Origin of the sequence: Aminobacter niigataensis (genome assembly GCF_946995915.1) — a bacterium.
In the GTDB taxonomy this organism is placed as follows: Bacteria; Pseudomonadota; Alphaproteobacteria; order Rhizobiales; family Rhizobiaceae; genus Aminobacter; species Aminobacter niigataensis.
This window is the reverse complement of record NZ_OX341517.1, coordinates 3,995,458-4,014,823: the sequence shown is the minus strand read 5'-3', so window position 1 is coordinate 4,014,823 and position 19,366 is coordinate 3,995,458. Positions and strand designations below refer to the sequence as shown.

The window sequence follows — 19,366 nt, the reverse complement described above, 5'->3', positions numbered from 1 at the left end:
ACCCTCGATGGTTCGCCGAGAATGCGCCCGCATCCTTGCAAAGTCATCACATCTCGCCGCGGCGGTGTTGGCACAAAAAAGCCCGGGACAAGCCCGGGCCATTCCTTGGGAGGAATTTATAAAACTTAGCTGCGACGGCCGTCGATCGACAGGGCGCCGGCGCCGAAGGCGGCGAGCACGAACAGGCCGCCGGCAATCGCCAGGTTCTTCTGCAGGAACATCATCTGGACCTGATCGGCAAAGTCGGTGTGGGCGATAGCAGTAGCGGCCAGCGTGAACACGCCGAGCAGGATGGCGGCGATGCGGGTCTGGAAGCCGACCAGGACGGCGATGCCACCGACCAGTTCAACCAGGCCGACAACGACCGTCGTTACGGTCGGAGCGGGCAGGCCGATGCTGGCAAACCAGCCGGCGGTGCCGGAAATGGCGGTCAGCTTGGCAAAGCCGGCGAGGATGAAGATGACCGAAAGCAGGACGCGGCCTGCCAGGATAAGGGCCGAGGCGTTGCCGCTGACGGCCTTTTCAGAAGCGATGGAAGCGTTGGACATTGGGGTGGGGCTCCGTTGAATTTCGATGCCCCACACCTAACGGATTTCGACTGTTCACTAAAGGTGCGAATGTGTCGACAGATCGTTCACTAATGGAATGAATTTGCGCTGGGTACCTCAACCCGGCCGGGTCATGTCCTCAGGACGGACGATGCGGTCGTAGTCCTCGGCGCTGACCAGGCCGGTGGCGAGGGCCTCCTCGCGCAGCGTGGTGCCGTTCTTGTGCGCGGTCTTGGCGATCTTGGCGGCGTTGTCGTAGCCGATGGTCGGCGCCAGGGCGGTGACCAGCATCAGCGAACGGTCGAGGGCAGCCTTGATGTTGTCCTCGCGCGCCTCGATGCCGACGACGCAGTTGTCGGTGAACGAGACCGCAGCGTCCGCCATCAACTGCACCGATTGCAGGAAGTTGTAGGCCATGACGGGGTTGTAGACGTTGAGTTCGAAATGGCCCTGGCTGCCGGCAAAGGTAAGTGCTGCGTTGTTGCCGAAGACCTGGACGCAGACCTGGGTCAGCGCCTCGCACTGGGTCGGGTTGACCTTGCCCGGCATGATCGACGAGCCGGGTTCGTTTTCGGGCAGCGCCAGCTCGCCGAGGCCCGAACGCGGGCCCGAGCCGAGGAAGCGGATGTCGTTGGCGATCTTGAACAGGGAGGCGGCGGCCGCGTTGATGGCGCCGTGCGAGAAGACCATCGAGTCGTGTGCGGCAAGCGCTTCGAACTTGTTCGGCGCTGTGACGAAAGGCAGGCCGGTGATGGCCGCGATTTGCTCGGCCACCTTCTCGGCAAAGCCGATCGGCGCGTTGAGGCCTGTGCCGACCGCGGTGCCGCCCTGGGCCAGTTCCTGCAGGCCCGGCAGTGTCAGTTCGATGCGCTTGATCGACGAGGCGACCTGCGCGGCATAGCCGCCGAATTCCTGGCCCAGCGTCAGCGGCGTTGCATCCTGGGTGTGGGTGCGGCCGATCTTGATGATATGGTCGAATTCGCGTGCCTTCTTGTCGAGGGCGGCATGCAGGTGCTTCAGCGCCGGCAAGAGGTCGTGGACGATGCGCTCGGCGCAGGCGATATGCATGGCCGTCGGGTAGGTGTCGTTCGACGATTGGCTCATGTTGACGTGGTCGTTGGGATGGACCGGCTTCTTCGAGCCCATCTCGCCGCCCAGCATTTCAATGGCGCGGTTGGAGATCACCTCGTTGGCGTTCATGTTCGACTGCGTGCCCGAGCCGGTCTGCCAGACGACGAGCGGGAAGTGGTCGTTGAGCTTGCCGTCGATGACTTCCTGAGCGGCTGCCACCACGGTATTGCCGACCTTGGGGTCGAGGCGGCCAAGCGCCATGTTCGCTTCGGCGCAGGCGCGCTTGACGATGCCCAGCGCGCGTACGACGGAAAGCGGCTGCTTTTCCCAGCCGATCTTGAAATTGCCCAGAGAGCGCTGCGCCTGCGCGCCCCAATAGCGGTCGGAAGCGACCTCGATCGGTCCGAAGGTGTCGGTCTCGGTTCTGGTCTTCTGGGCTGTCACGATCAGGTCTCCGAAAATGTCGTTGCGGGCAACGGCCTATCGCGTTGCACCCAAGGCATCAAGCGGAGAATGGTCCGGTCGGGAAAGCTAATCGGTTCAAGTTGGAAGTCATTTCAGCTTGCACGCTCCGGGCATGAAAAAAGGCGGCCCAGCCGCCTCGTTTCCTATCGGTGAGCGTGGTTCACAGTGCCTTCTTGATCTTCTCTTTGGTATCGCCATAGGCCTTCTGCACCTTGCCGACGATCTTCTCGGCGGTGCCCTTGGCCTGGGTTTCCTTGTTGCCGCTGGCTTTGCCTGCTGCTTCCTTGACGGAGCCGGCAACCTGCTTGGCAACGCCCTTGACCTGGTCCTTGTTCACCATTTCGCATCTCCTGTGGCTGGTGCGACCTTCAACGCCCGGAACCGCCAAGGGTTCCGGCCGCCGATCCGTTGCGAGGGCATATCGATCCGGTTAGGTTCAGGCGGAAATCGAGTGCCAAGGGGGAGTTGCATGCGATTGGCATTTGGTCGTGGCCTTGCGATCGCTACAGGTCTGTTGTCCGCGGGCTGCGTCGCGGACGATGTCGGCCCGATAAATGTCCTCACATCGCAGGTCGGGCTTGCATCGCCGGAGTTCATCCCCGATCCCGGCGACGACGGCTCGACGGTGGTCGGGCTGGCGTTCTCCGGCGGCGGCACGCGCGCTGCGGCCTTCGCTTATGGCGTGCTGCGCGAACTCGACGACATGGTCATCGACGAGACCCCGGTCAGGCGCAGCCTCGCCGACGACATACGCATGATTTCGGGTGCCTCGGGCGGCGCGGTCGCCGCATCCTATTTCGGCTACAAGGGCAGGGACGACTATCGCGACTTCCGCGAAAAGTTCCTCATCCAGAATGCCGAAGCCGATCTCAGGAAATCGACTCTGTCGCCGGTAAACCTGATCCGCGCGCTCAATGGCGGGGTCAACGACCGCAGCGGCTTTGCCAAATGGCTCGACGACAATCTCTTCAACGGCGCGACCTATGAGGATTTCAGGCGGCCGGATGGACCGATCGTCTGGATCAATGCCTCCGACATCTACAACCGCACGCCCTTCCTGTTCACCTATGACACCTTCGCAGCCCTGTGCAGCGATCTGGACAAGGTCAGGCTTGCCGACGCCGTTGCGGCTTCGGCGGCCGTACCCGTCGTCTTCGCTCCGGTCGTTGTTTCGGCCCTCAAGCCGGACTGCGGCTACCGCCAGCCGGAATGGCTGAGCCGGGCGCTCGCCGATCCCGATGCATCGGTCAGGCTCAAGGCCTATGCCGGCGCCATCCGGTCCTACCACGAGACCGACAGCCTGGATTACGTCAAGCTGCTCGACGGCGGGCTGACCGACAATCTCGGCATCACCGGCTTTACCATCGAGCGTTCAGCCGCCGGCACGCCCTACGGCCCGCTTTCGCCGGCTGCCGCGGTCAAGCTGCGCAAGCTGCTGTTCATCGTGGCGGACGCCGGCCGCGCTGCAGAGGTCAACTGGGGCGACACGATCAGGGGCCCAAGGCTTGGCAATCTGCTCGAAGCGGTCACCGAGACGACAATGGCGGCCTTGGTGCGCGACCAGCTCGACGCGCTCACATTCGCTGTCGGCGAATGGCGTGGCGAACTCATCCGTTATCGATGCGGCCTGTCTGCCGAAGCGGTGCGGCGTCACCGCGGCACCCTGGCCGGCTGGAATTGCAGGGATGTGCAGTTGGTGGTCGAGCACCTTTCGTTCGGCGATCTCGACACGTCGCAGCAGGCCAAGCTCAACCGCGTACCGACCCGGCTGAGCTTGCCGGTCGATCAGGTCGACCTGACGATCGCGGCCGGCCGCGAAGCGCTTCGGGTCAATGGCCCGCTGCAAAGGGCTGTTGCCGAGATACGCATGTCTGCGGGTGTTCGCGAACCGCTGGCGATGGCATCCGGCGCGCGCTGATCGCTCCAGGCACAAAGCTGGCCGTTCACAGGCACAAAAGAGAACGCCTCCCGCACCTGTTGAAGTGCTGGAGGCGTCCTATTTGTCCTTTGGTTTTCCTTCAGGATTGCTCCATCCGGACGTGCCTCGGACAGGTTCAAAACGTCGACATCCGGAAAAGGTTCCGCCTGATTGTAAATTTCTTCTGGAATCTTTGACGCAAAGAACAAAGAAAAAGGGCGCCCGAAGGCGCCCTTTCCGTAAGCTTGAGCCAGATGGCTGGATTAGAAATCCATGCCGCCCATGCCGCCCATGCCGCCGCCGCCCATGCCGCCAGGCATGCCGCCGCCAGCCGAGTCCTTCTTCGGAGCTTCGGCGATCATGGCTTCGGTGGTGACGAGCAGGCCGGCAACCGAAGCTGCGTCCTGCAGAGCGGTACGAACGACCTTGACCGGATCGACGATACCGAAGGCGATCATGTCGCCGTATTCGCCGGTCTGGGCGTTGTAGCCGAAGGTAGCCGTCTTGTTCTCGAGGATCTTGCCGGCAACGATCGAAGCCTCGGCACCAGCGTTCGAAGCGATCTGGCGGGCCGGAGCCTGCAGAGCGCGACGGACGATGTTGATGCCGGCGGCCTGGTCGGAGTTCTCGCCGGTCGCCTTGATGGCGAGCGAAGCGCGCAGCAGAGCCACGCCACCGCCAGGAACGATGCCTTCTTCAACAGCGGCGCGGGTTGCGTTCAGCGCGTCGTCGACGCGGTCCTTGCGCTCCTTGACCTCGATCTCGGTCGCACCGCCGACGCGGATGACGGCAACGCCGCCTGCCAGCTTGGCGAGACGTTCCTGCAGCTTCTCCTTGTCGTAGTCCGACGTGGTCTCTTCGATCTGCTGCTTGATCTGGGCGACGCGGCCCTGGATCTCTGCCTTCTTGCCGGCGCCGTCGACGATGGTGGTGTTCTCCTTGGAGATCGACACCTTCTTGGCGCGGCCGAGCATGTTGAGGCCGACGTTCTCGAGCTTGATGCCGAGGTCTTCGGAGATGACCTGGCCACCGGTCAGGATGGCGATGTCTTCCAGCATGGCCTTGCGGCGATCGCCGAAGCCCGGAGCCTTGACGGCAGCGATCTTCAGGCCGCCACGCAGCTTGTTGACGACGAGCGTGGCCAGAGCCTCGCCTTCGACGTCTTCCGAGATGATGAGCAGCGGCTTCGAGGTCTGCACGACGGCCTCGAGGACCGGCAGCATGGCCTGGAGGTTCGACAGCTTCTTCTCGTGCAGGAGGATGTAGGCGTCTTCGAGGTCAGCAACCATCTTGTCGGGGTTGGTGACGAAGTAGGGGCTGAGGTAGCCGCGGTCGAACTGCATGCCTTCGACGACTTCAAGCTCGGTCTCGGCGGTCTTGGCTTCTTCAACCGTGATGACGCCTTCGTTGCCGACCTTCTGCATCGCTTCCGCGATCATCGAGCCGATTTCCTTCTCGCCGTTTGCCGAGATGGTGCCGACCTGCGCGACTTCTTCCGAAGTCTTGATCTTCTTCGAGCTCTTGACGAGGTGGGTGACGACTTCAGCCACGGCCAGGTCGATGCCGCGCTTCAGGTCCATCGGGTTCATGCCGGCGGCAACGGCCTTGTGGCCTTCCTGAACGATCGACTGGGCCAGAACGGTCGCGGTCGTGGTGCCGTCGCCGGCAATGTCGTTGGTCTTCGAAGCAACTTCGCGGACCATCTGCGCGCCCATGTTCTCGAACTTGTCTTCAAGCTCGATTTCCTTGGCGACGGTGACGCCGTCCTTGGTGATGCGCGGGGCGCCGAACGACTTGTCGATGACGACGTTGCGGCCCTTGGGGCCGAGGGTCACCTTGACCGCGTCGGCGAGGATGTTGACACCGCGCAGCATGCGCTCGCGGGCGTCGCGGGAGAATTTTACTTCCTTGGCAGCCATTTTAAGCTCCTCGATGGGCCTTGGAGGCCCGAATTTCAGATTGGATGGTGCGGATGGGTGGCGATTAGCCGATGATGCCCATGATGTCGGATTCCTTCATGATCAGAAGGTCTTCGCCATTGAGCTTCACTTCGGTGCCCGACCACTTGCCGAACAGCACGCGGTCGCCAGCCTTGACGTCCAGCGGAACGAGCTTGCCGGCTTCATCGCGCGCGCCAGAGCCGACGGCGACGATTTCGCCTTCCTGCGGCTTTTCCTTGGCCGTATCGGGGATGATGATCCCGCCGGCGGTCTTGGATTCGGATTCGACCCGGCGAACGACCACGCGGTCATGAAGCGGGCGGAACTTCGACTTTGCCATTTGAACTTCCTCGGTGGACTGTTGAGAACCCTCGGTCCGGTCTGGCCGGACTTGGTTAGCACTCACTTCAGGCGAGTGCTAACGTGACGGTGAGATAGTCTGTCGCCCTTTTACTGTCAAGGGAACGACAGCTTCACGACAGCTAGATTTCGGCGAATTAAGCGCGTGCCTGGGCGATGGCCTTGCGGAAGTCGTCGGCCGTCATGCCACGCTTGTACAGCGACTTGCCGATCAGGAAGCCAGGGGTGCCCTTGAGCTGGAAGGCTTTGGCCTGCGCTTCGGTTCGCGTCAGCAGGCTGACGAAGATATCCTGTCGCGCGCCGAGTTCGTTCCGGGCCAACTCGACGTCGATGCCGGCATTGCTGAGAAGATTGGCGGTGTTGCGAAAGGTCAGGCGCTCGTTGGCCGTCATCAGCGTCTTCACGGCCTCGGCGTAACGTCCCTGGCTGTGCGACGCCAGCGTCAGGAGCGCTGCGTTGCGGGAAACCTGCCCGAAGATCGGCCAGTCGCGGAGCACGAGCCGAATGTTGCCGTCCTCGGCCATTACTTTCGACAGTTCGATGTAACTCAGCTTGCAGTAGGGGCACTGGTAGTCCGTATACTCGACGACGGTGACGTTGCCATCCGGATTGCCCAGCGCAGGGATGTCGGGATCGAAGGCGACTTCCTCCATCGTCGGCAGAGGCGCGGCCCAGAGCGGCAAGGGTGCCAGGACGCCCATGCCGGCAAGGGCTTTCAGGAGATAGCGCCGGTTCGGCGGCGGGTTTTGCATGCAATCGGTCCCGTGGCGTGTGGTCCTTTTCGTAAACGATGTGCGGCCGTGATTAACAGGGGCCTAATCGTCGCGCGGGCGCCTATGCCAGGCGTAACTTTAGCCCTTGAATGGTAAGCATGCTTATAATATATGCCGCTCATGAAAAATGACGGTACCGAAAGGCTGGGTTTCCTCATCCATGACGCGGCGCGCCTGATACGGCGCAATTTCGAGCAGCGCGGCAGTGAGTTCGGGCTGTCGGCAGCGCAATGGCGACTGCTCGTCAGGCTGGTCAAGGATGAGGGTGTGGCGCAGGCGCGCCTTGCCGAACTTCTCGAAATCGAGCCGATCAGCGTGTCGCGGCTGCTGGACCGCATGGAGGCGGGCGGCTGGATCGAGCGCCGGCAAGGCGCCTCCGATAGGCGTGTGCGCATGATTTTCCCGACCGAAAGGGCACTTGAGGCCTTTTCCAAGGTCAAGGCCGTTGCGGGTGAGGTCTACGAGCGAGCGCTGAGCGGACTTTCCGACGAAGAGCGCCTCGCCACGGTCCATGCCTTGCGTACCATAGTCGACAACCTTTCCGCGGGCGAACCCGCCGATGCGAATTGTTTGAGAGAGAAGACGAAATGAACGCGGTGGCGAAAGTGAACGAAGACAGCGCAAAGGTCGAACTCGCGGCGGCAAGCCAGCTTCCGCCGGCAGCGCCCGAACCGGCGCCCAAGAAGCGTGGTCGCCTGGTGCTGATGGCTGCATTGCCGTTGGCCCTGGTTGTCGGCGGCGGCTATTTCTGGGTGACCGGCGGCCGCTATCAGGAAACCGAAAACGCCAATCTGCGCCAGGCCAGGGTGAACATCGCCTCGGAAGCCGCGGGCCGCATCGTCAAGGTCGACGTCGCCGACAACACGACGGTGAAAGCTGGCGACGTGCTGTTCGAGGTCGATCCCGAGCCCTACAAGATTGCATTGGCGCAGTCGGACGCAGCCCTTGCCGCAGCTCGCCTCAATGTCGAGCAGCTTCGTGCCGGCTATAGCCAGGCCGTGGCACAGGAGCGTGTAGCGGCCAGCGGTCTCGATTACGCCCAGGCGCAGTTCGACCGCAGCAACGGGCTCGTCACCAAGGGCGTGAACACGAAGTCGTCCCTGGACGAGGCCCGCATGGACCTCGACAAGGCCCAGGAACAGCACAGCGCTGCCGTGCAGGGCATCGTCAGCGCAAAGGCCGCGCTCGGCGGCAACCCGGACATCGAGGCCGACCAGCATCCCACGGTGCTGTCGTCGCTGGCAGCACGCGACAAGGCAGCTTTCGATCTGGCCCAAACGACGGTGCGTGCTCCCGCGGATGGCGTGGTCTCGCAGGCAGCATCCTTCAAGATCGGCCAGTATGTCGGCGCCGGAACCGCACTGTTCAGCCTGGTCGAGACCGGCGACACCTGGGTAGAGGCCAATTTCAAGGAAACGCAGCTGACCCACATGAAGCCCGGCCAGGAGGCCGAGATCGTGCTCGACACCTATCCGGACCGCACCTTCCGCGGCACGGTCGAGGCGATCGGCGCGGGCACCGGCGCGGAATTCTCGCTGCTGCCGGCACAGAACGCCACCGGCAACTGGGTCAAGGTGACCCAGCGCATTCCGGTGCGCGTCAAGGTCGATACCGCCGACGGCGGGCTGGCCATGCGCACGGGCATGAGCGCAACCGTGTCGATCGACACCGGTGTCTCGCGCGGCTTTGGCAGCATCTTCGGCCACGCGGTGGCAGCGGAATAACACCCCACCAAGGGTGCGCATAAAGTCCAGGATCGAGCCGGCCGCCATATGCGGCCGGCCCTCCGGTTTTCCGGTCGCCGCTTGACGACCACAAGGTCCCAAGGGTTGGTCGAATGAGCCAGGCAGCCGCAAAGTCTCTCACCGATGTGCCGCATCGCGGATTGATCACCGTCGCCATCATGCTTGCGACGGTGATGCAGGTGCTCGACACCACCATCGCCAACGTCGCGCTGCCCTCGATGGTCGGCGACCTCGGCGCCTCCCAGGACACGATCAACTGGGTGCTGACGTCCTACATCGTCGCCGCCGCCATCATGACGCCGCTGACCGGCTGGATGTCGGATCGCTTCGGCCGCAAGGAACTGTTCCTCGTTTCGGTCGTCGGCTTCACCATCATGTCGATGCTCTGCGGCGTTGCCTGGAGCCTGGAATCGATGGTGCTGTTCCGCGTCCTGCAGGGTGTGTTCGGCGCGGCGATCGTGCCGCTCAGCCAGACCTTCCTGCTCGACATCAACCCCAAGGAACGCCACGGCCAGGCAATGGCCATGTGGGGCGCCGGCATCATGGTCGGCCCGATCATCGGCCCGACGCTTGGCGGCTGGCTGACCGAGAGCTTCAACTGGCGCTGGGTGTTTTTCATCAACCTGCCGGTGGGCATCGTCGCCTTCATGGGCTCGGCCGCCTATCTGCCAGCCGTGGTCAAGCGCCTGCGCGGTTTCGATTTCTTCGGCTTCGCCATGCTGTCGCTCGGCGTCGGCGCGCTCCAGCTCATGCTCGACCGTGGCGGCGAAGTCGACTGGTTCTCGGCTGTCGAAATATGGATCGAGCTTGGGCTCGCCATCACCGGTTTCTGGGTCTTTGCCGTGCACATGGCGACGTCCAAGAATACGTTCCTCGACCCCAAGATATTCACCGACCGCAATTTCGTGACCGGGCTGGTGTTCATCTTTGTCATTGGCGTCATCCTGCTCGCCAGCCTGGCGCTCTTGCCGCCGATGCTGACGCGCATCTATGGCTATCCCACCATCACCACCGGCCTGGTCATGGCGCCGCGCGGCGTCGGTACGATGGTCGCGATGCTGCTCGTCGGGCGGCTGGTACGGCTGGTCGACAACCGCTACCTGGTTGTCGCGGGCCTGCTGCTGACGGCGATCTCGCTCTATTACATGACCGGTTTCACGCCGCAGATGGATGCCTTCCTGATCGTCTCGACCGGCGTGATCCAGGGGCTTGGGCTGGGCCTGGTGTTCGTGCCGCTGTCGACGGTGGCATTCGCGACGCTGGAGCCGCGACATCGGACCGATGCCGCGAGCCTGTTCAGCCTCGTCCGCAACATCGGCTCCTCGATCGGCATCTCGATTGTCACGGTGCTGTTGACGCGTAACGTTCAGATCAACCACGCCGAGCTGTCGGCCAACATCACGCCCTTCAACCCCAACCTGATGGCGCTGTCGCCGGGCGCTGCCGCCGGCAACCCGGCCGCCTTGGCGCAGGTCGACGGCCTAGTCAACATCCAGTCGCTGATGATTTCCTACATCGATGATTTCAAGCTGATGATGATCGTCTCGCTCTGCGCCATCCCGTTGGCTTTGCTGCTACGCAAGCCGAAGGCGCAGGCCGCCGCCGGTGCGCCGGCTGCACATATGGACTGACATGAAAAAGGCGCCCGTCCGCGAGGAGGGCGCCTTTTGTCGTCGGTGACAGTCTGCGTCAGCTGACGATGCGCAGGTTGGACAGCTCGTCCGCGATTTCCTTGAAGACCTGCATCAGGGTGTCGCCGGTGGCATTCCAATACAGCTTCTTCCCAACCGTCGTGCGGGAATAGGACGCACAATTCTTGAGAGCGGCGATAGCCTTCTTCTCATCGCTCTTGGCTTCGGTGAGATCCAGGGAGACGGTCATGACGATAATGCTGTCGTTGCCTTCGCCTTGGTCATTGCGGGCACTTGTTCCCTTGGCTTTGGTGCAGACCTGCTGCATCTGCTCGTCCATCGCGGCTTGGTAGTTCTCGCTGGTGTAGGTGGACTTGCCGACAGCGGAACTGGTGTCCATGAAGATGCGGCTGGTGCCGCTGCCATTGTAGCCCTTGCCCGTGTAGCCATATGCCGCATATGTCGATTTGTTGCCGGCAGGATCGGCACTTCCAAGGTCGCCATAGGTATTGGCGCCGTCGGTGAGCACGATGACGACCTTGTCATTGCCCCTCTCACCGTCCGCCCTGCCTTCGGTGAAGGGGGCTCCGCTCGAGACAACACGCCAGCCCCAAGCAGTGCCTTCAGGCACGTTGGTGTTGCCGCTTGGCGTCATCTCGTCGATCGCGGCCTTGATCTGCTGCTTCTCGTCCGCCTTGCTGACATCCCGCAACGGGGTGATCGGGTTTGTCGTGCAGGAGTAATTTGGCCCGTTGCCCTTCTTGGGAGGGTCGGCATCGAAGGGACGAATATCGAAGTACTTCGTCATGTTCTTTTGACGGGAGCGATTGTTGGTCAGTGTGTCGGAACCCTCGATGCCATCGTTCCACCAATTGTTGACCGCGTTGCGGTCGTCTGGGGTGCTGTCCGTCTCGGTTGCCCAATTGTCGCCAGGCTCGTCGGTCGCGAACATCGGCACGAAGAGTGTCGCAGCATTGCTCGTGCTGGGAGTGACATCGTTGTTGTTGTAGGGGGCTGGCCGCGCCTCGACACAGCCTTGCCAGGTCGCGAAAGGCCCGGGAATATCGACGTTGTATCCCTCGATCTTCCAGTCATATGTCTGGCATTTGCCGTTTTTCTTCTTCACGCAGACCCATTCGCGGCTGGTCTCGACGAACTCGCGCGCCACGACTTTCTCGGTGTCCATGTAAAGCGAAAACCGTGTCAGCGGGGTGTCCTCTGTTTCACCCCAGCCGTTGCCCCGCTTGTACCAGACATCGCCCGTCTTTTCGGCGTACTTGTTTGATGCGTTCAATGTAGACCAGTCGAAATTCTCGTGATGGACCGGCGAGATTCCGTCGACATCCATCCACGACTGGTTCGCATTGGTGGGGCTGACATTGACCGAGGCCGCAAAGGGCACAAGCCCAAATTGAACCGGCTTGTCGATCTGTTTCATCTGCAGGGCTTGCATAGCCAGAGTGTCGACAAGCTGCTTGGATGCGTTTTTCAGCAAGTCGATGCGTTTCTGGCCGGTGCCAGATCCGAGGTAGCTCATCGATCCCGAGTTATCGAGCACCAGAGCTACTTCCAGCGTGTTCTTCAGGCGGATGCCCGATCGGACGACAAAGTTCAGGTCAATGTCACTGCTGGACTTGCCTATCAGCGCGGCTGCAGCAGGCAGGAAATATGGCTCATATTTGAGCGTGGACTCCATTTCCAAGGTTCCGCCGCCGAATTCGGCGTTCGGAAGCGTCACCTTCAGCGGGGCGTTGGCAGGTTTGACCGAGCCGAGATTGTTGTTGAAGAAATCGGTGGCATAAGCCTTCAATTGGTCGTCCGTCGGCTGTTCGCCCGGCTTGCCATCGAGAATTCGCCGCGCAACCGCCATGCCGGCAGCATCGAGTGCGTTGCGCACAACCTCGCGCTGTCGCGACACTTCCGCGTAGTCGATGGCAAGCGCCAGCGCGCCCATGATCGGCACCATCGCTGCGACCGTCAGAATGGCATAGCTGCCGCGCGTATCCTTCAGGAATTTGCGGATCATTGGATTGCTTCCCCAAGCTCAACCTAGGGACGATGTCATGAAATCCTTAAATTTGCGGTTCTCGAAATCGCAAGAAATATGAGTGATTGCTTAGTAAAGCGATAACCAATGTGCCTGCGGGCGAACTGCGGTTTCGTCGGTGTTGGGACGTCATGCCGCGAAAGCTGGTGACAGGCAGGGCTGGTTCGGATAATTCCGGGCTTCCTGGCCGCTCGGCCAAAACTCCCCCTTTGGGAACGATCGAAGGACAGACAATGGCGGGTTTGCCGCAATCAATCGCGTCGCTCGAAGCCCTCACGGGCCGCTACTCGGCCCTGCTGTGCGACGTCTGGGGCGTCATCCACAATGGTGTGCACGCTTTCCCGGAAGCAGCGGCAGCGCTTGAGGCGGCACGCGCGAAGGGTGTGGCCGTCGTGCTCATCACCAACGCACCGCGCCCGCGCGACGGTGTCATCGTACAACTGGCGAACCTCGGCGTGCCGGCTTCCGCTTGGGATCGCGTCGTCACCTCGGGTGACGTGACGCGCGACCTGATCAGCTCCGGGCCACGCCGCGTCTTCCATATCGGGCCTGAGCGCGACTTCCCGATCTATGACGGTCTCGATGTCGATCTGGTCGAGGAGTTCGAGGCGTCCGTCGTGGTCTGCACTGGGCTTTTCGACGACGAGACCGAAACGCCCGACGACTATGCCGAGATGCTGCGGCGCCTGCGGGCCCGCAACCTGCCGTTCATCTGCGCCAACCCTGATATCGTGGTCGAGCGCGGTCACGAACTGATCTGGTGCGCTGGAGCGCTGGCGCGTGACTATGGCCAGCTTGGCGGTCGTACGCTGGTTTCGGGCAAGCCGCACCGGCCGATCTATGAGGCAGCACTCGCCGCTGCCGGCGAAGTGCTTGGCCGCGAGGTCAAGGCATCGGAAGCTCTTGCCATCGGCGACGGCATGTTCACCGACGTCAAGGGTGCCGCCGACAACGGCGTCGACGTTCTTTATGTCTCGGGTGGCATTCACGCCCGCGACTATGGCGATCCACTGGCACCCGATGCCGACAAGCTTGCAGCGTTTCTCGACAAGCATGGCTACGCACCGGTGGCCACCATTCCAAGGCTTCGGTAGGCGAAACGATGGAACAGGCCTTTCTTCGCGTTGCAGGTGAGGAAGCAGTGCCGGATTGGCTGCGCGGCGGCGTCGTTGCCATAGGCAATTTCGACGGCATCCACCGCGGCCACCAGGCGGTGCTGGAGCGCGCGCTGGAAGAGGCGCGCCAGCGCGGCGTACCGGCACTGGTGCTGACCTTCGAACCGCACCCGCGAAAGGTGTTCCGGCCTGATGCGCCGCTGTTCGTGTTGACGCCGCCGCATGTCAAGGCGCGGCTGATCGAGGCGCTTGGCTTCGCCGGGGTCATCGAGCGGCCTTTCACGCGCGAATTTTCCGGCCTCTCCGCCGAGGATTTCGTCATCGCCATACTGGAGCAGCAGCTTGGTATCAGCCACGCGGTGACCGGCTTCGATTTCCACTTCGGCAAGAACCGCCAGGGCGGCCCGGCCTTCCTGATGGCAGCGGGCGAACGCCACGGTTTTGGGGTGACGCTGGTCGACGCCTTTCGCGACGAGGGCACCGAGATCATATCGTCAAGCCGTATCCGCGAACTGCTGGCCGAAGGCGAGGCGGCGGAGGCGGCCGGCTTGCTCGGCTATCGCTACACGGTCGAGGCCGAGGTCGTGGGCGGGGCGAAGCTGGGCCGCACGCTGGGTTTCCCGACAGCCAACATGCGGCTGTCGTCCGAGGCCGGGCTCAAGGAAGGCATCTATGCCGTTCGCTTCCGCTGTGCCGATGGCACGCTACATGACGGCGTTGCCAGCTTCGGCCGCCGCCCGACTGTCGATGACCATGGCGCGCCGCTGCTGGAAACCTTTGTCTTCGACTTCACCGGCGATCTCTATGGTGAGATCGCCTCGGTGTCGTTCTTCGGCTACCTCAGGGGCGAGGTGAAATTCGAAGGCCTCGACGCACTGGTTGTCCAGATGAAGCGCGACGAAGCCGAGGCGAGGGCGCTGCTCTCCGGCGTGCGCCCTCTCTCGGAGCTTGATCGGGCGATCGCCTTCTAGGCGCCTTTCCTCAGCCCCAGGCCGAAGGCGATGTAGGTGATTCCCTGGAACATCAGGTCGACGGACAGGAAGATGCCGAGGATGATGAGGCTGTTGACCGGCCAGCCTGCGGCGATGACAAGGCCTGCCAGCACGGTGACGACACCGGCTGCGACGATCCAGCCCCAACTGGCCAGAGCCGACTTGCCCTTGATGCCCATCCAGATTCGCATCAGTCCCGAGGCGACGAGGCTGGCGGCAAGCAGCAGTGTCAGGATGGCCGAGGTCAGCACCGGGTTGACGAAGGCGAGCCAGCCGGCGACGACATAGAGGACGCCGCCAAGCAGCCACCAGAAGAAGCTGCCCCAGCTCTTCACGCCGAACGCGTGGATGATCTCGATCACGCCCGCCACGATCATGAGCGATCCGACGAAGAATACCGACACTACGGTGGCGGCCAGAAGGTTGCCGGCCGCAATGATGCCGAGCGCCAGCACGAGCACGCCAAGCGCGACGAACCAGCCCCATTTCGAGCGCATTTCGGCGAGGTTGCCCTGGGGCATTTGATCGGAAGTTGCCATCGATCCCGTCTCCTTGAATTGAACAATTTTCAACAACGGTGGCGTCGTGCCGGTTTCGGAGGCTAGTCTTGGCAACCGAGTCGGTCCAGTGGCGGGCAACCTGGGAGGGAAATAAACGTCAGTGCGAACGAACGAACTTAATTCAAATTTTACGTTGTTGGCGTCACACCGATTGTTCCTGGCGATTGGTTTCGTAGCGTACGCGGGGTTGTGATGAGGTCTATCGGTCGTATTTCGGCAGCGGTTTCCGTTCTTGCCTTGGTCAATGGACCGGCGATGGCCGGCGAGGGCGCTTTCGGCTTCCTTTCCGGCGACTGGTACCTGACGCTTGGCGCCACTGGCATGGTCGCGCCCAGCTTCGAAGGCTCCAAGAAATACATGTTCTCCGCCCAGCCGATCATCTCGCTCGGCAAGGCTGGCAGCGAGACGCGCTTTTCCTCGCGCAATGACAATATTTCCCTGGCCTTGATCGACGGCGGCGGCGTGCGTGCCGGTCTCAACGGCAAGATCATCTTCGGCCGCGATGCCGAGGACGAACTCCAGGGGCTCCACGATGTTCGCTGGGGCGGCGAAGTCGGCGGATTTTTCGAGTTCTATCCGACCGACTGGGTGCGTGCCCGCGCCGAGGTGCGCCACGGCATCCGCGCTCATAGCGGCATTGTCGCCGACGTTGCTGTCGATGCCTTCCACGATGTGACGCCGACGATCCGTGTTTCCGGCGGGCCGCGCGTTTCTTTCGCCACTGACGACTATTTCGACACCTACTACGGGGTCAGCGCGCAAGAAGCGCTGACATCAGGCATCAGCCAGTATGATCCGGGCAGCGGCATGAAGTCGGCGGGCGTTGGTGGCGCGATCACCTGGAAGGCGACCGACAACATCACAGCCAGCCTGTTCACCGAGTATTCGCGACTGATGGGGCCGGCAGCGGATTCGACGATCGTCAAGGAGCGTGGTTCGCGCGACCAGCTGACGGTTGGTGTCTCGACCAGCTACCGCTTCGACTTCAACCTTTGAATTCGGGCGAATTAGACGCTTTATTCCGCGTCGCGCCTCCGCTAAAAGCGCGGCCATGAGATTTCTCGCGCCTATCTTCGCGACTTCGATACGAATTATGGGCCCGGCCTTCCGGACGCTTTGACGCGTCCGCAAGTCCGGGACGACTTTGCGTGCGCGCCGTAGGGCGCCTTTTCCAGATCACGACAGTTGAACGCCCGTGGCAGCTTTGCCGGGCAAGATGGCAAGACAGATGACCGATACGTCCGAAAAGATCGACTATTCCAAGACCCTCTACCTGCCGCAGACGGAGTTTCCGATGCGCGCCGGCCTGCCTGAGAAGGAGCCGGTGACGGTCGCTCGCTGGCAGAAGATGGGCCTCTACAAGCGCCTGCGCGAAAGCGCTGCCGGGCGCGAGAAGTATGTGCTCCACGACGGCCCGCCCTATGCCAACGGCAACATCCACATCGGCCATGCGCTGAACAAGATCCTCAAGGACGTCATCACCCGCTCGTTCCAGATGCGCGGCTACGACTCGAATTACGTGCCGGGCTGGGACTGCCATGGCCTGCCGATCGAGTGGAAGATCGAGGAGAAGTACCGCGCCGCCGGCAAGAACAAGGACGAAGTCGAGATCAACGAGTTCCGCAAGGAATGCCGCGAATTCGCCGCCGGCTGGATCAAGGTCCAGGGCGAGGAGTTCCAGCGCCTCGGCGTCATCGGCGATTTCGACAATCCCTACACGACCATGAATTTCCACGCCGAGGCCCGCATCGCCGGTGAACTCCTGAAGTTCGCCATGTCGGGCCAGCTCTATCGCGGCTCCAAGCCGGTGATGTGGTCGGTGGTCGAGCGCACCGCGCTTGCCGAGGCCGAAGTCGAATACCAGGACTACGAGAGCGACACGATCTGGGTGAAATTCCCGGTGGCTTCCGGCTCGGATGCCTTGGCCGGCGCCCACGTCGTCATCTGGACGACCACGCCCTGGACTATCCCCGGCAATCGTGCGGTGAACTACTCGCCGCGCATCGGTTATGGCCTGTACGAGGTCACAGCTGCCGAGAACGATTTCGGCCCCCAGCCGGGCGAGAAGCTCATCTTTGCCGAAGCGCTGGCCGAAGAAGCTGCCGCCAAGGCCAAGGTGACGTTGAATCTGCTTCGCAGCGTTTCTGGTGAAGAGTTTGGAAAGCTTGTGCTTTCTCATCCGCTCGAAGGTCTTGGCGGCGGCTACGAATTCCCCGTGCCGATGCTGTCGGGCGACCACGTCACCGACGACGCCGGCACCGGCTTCGTGCACACCGCACCGGGTCACGGCCGCGAGGATTTCGACGCGTGGATGGACGCGGTTGCCGAACTGGAGAAGCGCGGCATCGACCCGGCGATCCCTTTCACGGTCGACGATGCCGGCTTCCTGACCAAGGACGCCCCGGGCTTCGGGCCTGATCGTGAGGGTGGTGCAGTCCGCGTCATCGACGATCACGGCAAGAAGGGCGACGCCAACAAGGCGGTGATCGAAGAGCTGATCAAGCGCAAGGCACTGTTCGCGCGGGGTCGTCTCAAGCACAGCTATCCGCATAGCTGGCGTTCGAAGAAGCCCATCATCTTCCGCAACACGCCGCAGTGGTTTGTCTACATGGACAAGCAGCTCGGCGACGGCACGACGTTGCGCAGCCGCGCGCTTCAGGCCATCGACGACACGCGCTTCGTGCCCGCCGCCGGCCAGACCCGCCTGCGCGCGATGATCGAGGATCGCCCCGACTGGGTGCTGTCGCGACAGCGCGCCTGGGGCGTGCCGATCGCCATCTTCGCCGACGCCGACGGCAAGGTGCTGAAGGACGAGGCAGTCAATGCCCGCATCGTCGAGGCCTTCGAAAAGGAAGGTGCCGACGCCTGGTTTGCCGAAGGAGCGCGCGAGCGTTTCCTGGGTTCGCGCGCCAATGAGCCGTGGAAGCAGGTGATGGACATCCTCGACGTCTGGTTCGATTCGGGCTCGACGCATGTGTTTACGCTGGAAGACCGTCCGGACATGAAGTGGCCGGCCGATGTCTATCTCGAAGGCTCCGACCAGCATCGCGGCTGGTTCCATTCGTCGCTGCTCGAAAGCTGCGGCACCCGCGGCCGTGCGCCCTACAAGGCGGTCGTCACCCATGGTTTCACCATGGACGAGGAAGGCCGCAAGATGTCGAAGTCGCTCGGCAACACGGTCGTGCCGCAGGATGTCATGAAGCAGTCGGGCGCCGATATCCTGCGCCTGTGGGTGATGACGACCGACTATTGGGAAGACCAGCGCCTCGGCAAGAACGTGCTGCAGACCAACATCGACGCCTACCGCAAGCTGCGCAACACCATCCGTTGGATGCTCGGCACGCTCGCCCATGACGAAGGCGAGGAGATCACACTTGCCGAAATGCCGGAGTTGGAGCGGCTGATGCTGCACCGGCTTGCCGAACTCGATGCACTGGTGCGCAAGGGCTATGACGACTTCGAGTTCAAGCGCATCACGCGTGCGCTGATCGACTTCATGGTCGTCGAGCTGTCGGCCTTCTACTTCGATATCCGCAAGGACGTGCTCTACTGCGATGCGCCATCGAGCGTGCGCCGCAAGTCCGCCGTCCATGTTGTGCGCGAACTGTTCAACTGCCTGGTCAAGTGGCTGGCGCCGATGCTGCCCTTCACCACCGAAGAGGCGTGGCTCGAGCGCAACCCGCAGTCCGAGTCGGTGCACCTCGACCAGTTCCCCGACGTGCCGGCTGCCTGGCGCGACGAGGCGCTGGCCGAGAAGTGGCGCAAGATCCGCCAGGTTCGCAGCGTGGTGAACGGTGCTTTGGAGCTTGAGCGTGCCAAGAAGACTATCGGCTCGTCCCTGGAGGCCGTGCCGGTCGTCTACATGACCGATGCGGTGCTCGAAGAGGCACTGACCGGTATCGATCTGGCCGAGATCAGCATCACCAGCGATCTCGTCATCTCGCACGGCGACGTTCCGGCTGATGCCTTCGCCTTGCGCGAGGTTCCCGGCGTGGCGGTGGTCGTGGAGAAGGCGGATGGCCGCGGGCTAGTCAAGTGCGCACGTTCGTGGCGCTACACCGGCGATGTCGGCTCGGACGCTGCATTTGCCGATGTATCGGCCCGCGACGCAGCCGCGCTGCACGAACTGCAGGCCCTCGGCCGGCTCTAGGCTGGTTGCCGAAATGCAACGACCGGTTGGACATCTCCCGCCGGTCGTTGC

The 19,366-nt window shown here is 62.6% G+C and carries 16 protein-coding genes; 8 read left to right on the top strand and 8 right to left on the bottom strand.

Translation table 11 applies throughout. The features are described 5' to 3' along the window. Positions 1-125 precede the first annotated feature (125 nt). The 3 genes from O1Y97_RS19560 to O1Y97_RS19550 form a co-directional block, all read right to left on the bottom strand. The gene (locus tag O1Y97_RS19560; protein ID WP_108608643.1) at positions 126-548 is read right to left on the bottom strand and encodes a DoxX family protein; all 423 of its coding nucleotides are present in this window, start codon (positions 546-548) and stop codon (positions 126-128) included. A 117-nt stretch (positions 549-665) separates the two neighbouring features. Next, positions 666-2,063, bottom strand: a complete 1,398-nt coding sequence (fumC, locus tag O1Y97_RS19555) for a class II fumarate hydratase (RefSeq protein ID WP_055978863.1) — start codon at positions 2,061-2,063, stop codon at positions 666-668. A gap of 181 nt (positions 2,064-2,244) precedes the next feature. Beyond that, positions 2,245-2,424, bottom strand: coding sequence for a CsbD family protein (locus O1Y97_RS19550; protein WP_183262114.1), 180 nt, complete (start codon positions 2,422-2,424; stop codon positions 2,245-2,247). Between the two features lie 129 nt (positions 2,425-2,553). On the opposite strand from O1Y97_RS19550, the gene O1Y97_RS19545 reads away from it, so the two are divergent. After that, the gene (locus O1Y97_RS19545) at positions 2,554-4,002 is read left to right on the top strand and encodes a patatin-like phospholipase family protein (protein WP_318762083.1); all 1,449 of its coding nucleotides are present in this window, start codon (positions 2,554-2,556) and stop codon (positions 4,000-4,002) included. 263 nt (positions 4,003-4,265) lie between these two features. On the opposite strand, the gene groL is transcribed toward O1Y97_RS19545, so the two are convergent. From groL to O1Y97_RS19530, 3 genes are all read right to left on the bottom strand, one after another. Further along, the gene (gene groL / locus O1Y97_RS19540; RefSeq protein ID WP_108608640.1) at positions 4,266-5,921 is read right to left on the bottom strand and encodes a chaperonin GroEL; all 1,656 of its coding nucleotides are present in this window, start codon (positions 5,919-5,921) and stop codon (positions 4,266-4,268) included. A gap of 64 nt (positions 5,922-5,985) precedes the next feature. Further along, entirely contained in the window at positions 5,986-6,282 is a 297-nt protein-coding gene (groES, locus tag O1Y97_RS19535; RefSeq protein WP_018427182.1) for a co-chaperone GroES, read from the bottom strand. 157 nt (positions 6,283-6,439) lie between these two features. Further along, positions 6,440-7,054 (bottom strand): thioredoxin domain-containing protein, encoded by a 615-nt coding sequence (locus O1Y97_RS19530; protein ID WP_318762082.1) that lies wholly within the window; start codon positions 7,052-7,054, stop codon positions 6,440-6,442. Between the two features lie 141 nt (positions 7,055-7,195). Here O1Y97_RS19530 and O1Y97_RS19525 point away from each other — a divergent pair, with 141 nt between their 5' ends. From O1Y97_RS19525 to O1Y97_RS19515, 3 genes are all read left to right on the top strand, one after another. After that, positions 7,196-7,666 carry a MarR family winged helix-turn-helix transcriptional regulator gene (locus O1Y97_RS19525; protein WP_183262399.1) on the top strand — a complete coding sequence of 157 codons (471 nt, stop codon included), beginning with the start codon at positions 7,196-7,198 and terminating at the stop codon, positions 7,664-7,666. After that, positions 7,663-8,799 carry an HlyD family secretion protein gene (locus tag O1Y97_RS19520; RefSeq protein WP_318762081.1) on the top strand — a complete coding sequence of 379 codons (1,137 nt, stop codon included), beginning with the start codon at positions 7,663-7,665 and terminating at the stop codon, positions 8,797-8,799. The genes O1Y97_RS19525 and O1Y97_RS19520 overlap by 4 nt, the downstream gene beginning before the upstream one ends. Positions 8,800-8,912: 113 nt before the next feature. After that, entirely contained in the window at positions 8,913-10,451 is a 1,539-nt protein-coding gene (locus O1Y97_RS19515) for a DHA2 family efflux MFS transporter permease subunit (RefSeq protein ID WP_318762080.1), read from the top strand. 58 nt (positions 10,452-10,509) lie between these two features. On the opposite strand, the gene O1Y97_RS19510 is transcribed toward O1Y97_RS19515, so the two are convergent. After that, on the bottom strand, positions 10,510-12,477 hold the full coding sequence (locus O1Y97_RS19510) for a TadE/TadG family type IV pilus assembly protein (RefSeq protein ID WP_108608635.1): 1,968 nt from the start codon (positions 12,475-12,477) through the stop codon (positions 10,510-10,512). Positions 12,478-12,731: 254 nt separating this feature from the next. Between O1Y97_RS19510 and O1Y97_RS19505 the strand changes: the two genes are divergently transcribed. Continuing rightward, a complete protein-coding gene (locus tag O1Y97_RS19505; RefSeq protein ID WP_108608634.1) occupies positions 12,732-13,592 on the top strand; it encodes a TIGR01459 family HAD-type hydrolase in 861 nt (286 codons plus the stop codon). Positions 13,593-13,600: 8 nt separating this feature from the next. Then, complete coding sequence (locus tag O1Y97_RS19500) at positions 13,601-14,584, top strand: bifunctional riboflavin kinase/FAD synthetase (protein WP_318762079.1); 984 nt, start codon at positions 13,601-13,603, stop codon at positions 14,582-14,584. Here O1Y97_RS19500 and O1Y97_RS19495 read toward each other — a convergent pair. After that, positions 14,581-15,144, bottom strand: coding sequence for an HdeD family acid-resistance protein (locus tag O1Y97_RS19495; protein ID WP_318762078.1), 564 nt, complete (start codon positions 15,142-15,144; stop codon positions 14,581-14,583). The two genes, O1Y97_RS19500 and O1Y97_RS19495, sit on opposite strands and share 4 nt — an antisense overlap. Positions 15,145-15,357: 213 nt before the next feature. On the opposite strand from O1Y97_RS19495, the gene O1Y97_RS19490 reads away from it, so the two are divergent. Together O1Y97_RS19490 and ileS are read left to right on the top strand one after the other, a co-directional pair. Further along, the gene (locus O1Y97_RS19490; RefSeq protein WP_318762077.1) at positions 15,358-16,161 is read left to right on the top strand and encodes a MipA/OmpV family protein; all 804 of its coding nucleotides are present in this window, start codon (positions 15,358-15,360) and stop codon (positions 16,159-16,161) included. Between the two features lie 232 nt (positions 16,162-16,393). Next, positions 16,394-19,315, top strand: a complete 2,922-nt coding sequence (gene ileS / locus O1Y97_RS19485; protein ID WP_318762076.1) for an isoleucine--tRNA ligase — start codon at positions 16,394-16,396, stop codon at positions 19,313-19,315. Positions 19,316-19,366: the final 51 nt, after the last annotated feature.